This is a genomic window from Dietzia natronolimnaea (assembly GCF_002289575.1).
Classification (GTDB): Bacteria; Actinomycetota; Actinomycetes; order Mycobacteriales; family Mycobacteriaceae; genus Dietzia; species Dietzia natronolimnaea_A.
This window is the reverse complement of the sequence record NZ_NTGA01000109.1, coordinates 1-771: the sequence shown is the minus strand read 5'-3', so window position 1 is coordinate 771 and position 771 is coordinate 1. Positions and strand designations below refer to the sequence as shown.

Here is a 771-nt window from a genome sequence, read left to right as displayed (position 1 = left end):
AATGATTATCGAATTAGCCGGTTAAGAGGGACACGCCCGTTCTGCCCATCGACGACCGCATCCCCAGGTCCTTGACCAGCTTGCGGTAGTCGCCCGAGGTGTAGACGCTGCCGCGGTCGGAATGGAAGATCGCCCGCGGTTCGATCACCGTCGTCGCGGCGGCGTTCTTCAAAGCGGTCTCGACCAGTTCGGTGCGCATGTGGTCGGCGATCGACCAGCCCACGACTTTCTTGGAGTAGCAGTCGATCACCGTCGCCAGGTACACGAACCCCTGCCAGGTGTGGATGTAGGTGATGTCGCCGACGAACTTGACCCCAGGTCGTTCGGCGGTGAAATCGCGTTCGAGCAGGTCAGGCATGTCGGCTGCAGCAGCGTCGTCGGCTTCGGTGGTCACCCGAAATGGTCTCGGCTGGCAGGCCACCAGGCCCTCGGAGCGCATGATCTGACGCACCAACTCCTGGGAGCACTGGGTGCCCTCGTCGACCAGGTCGGCGTGAATCCGCCGATACCCGTACGTGCCGTCAGTGGCGGCGAAGAAGTGCCTCACCCTGGCCGTGAGCGCCTGTCTGCGGGCAGCTGTGGCCGAGGTCGGGCGCGAGAGCCAGTTGTAGAACCCGGAGGTCGACACGGCCAGCCAGGCGCACATCTTGTAGAGCGGGTTGGTCTCGGACGGGTCGTTCCTGCAGGAGTCGATGTACTCGTATCGGCTCACGGTCGCTGCTCCCGCGCGAAGTAAGCCGCCTTAGACTCAAACCGTCAACGCAACACCAA

The 771-nt window shown here is 63.3% G+C and carries 1 pseudogene; it reads right to left on the bottom strand.

From position 1 onward, the window contains the following. Positions 1-31 precede the first annotated feature (31 nt). Positions 32-742: pseudogene (locus tag CEY15_RS17875) on the bottom strand (IS3 family transposase); the annotation flags it as partial. Positions 743-771 lie beyond the last annotated feature (29 nt).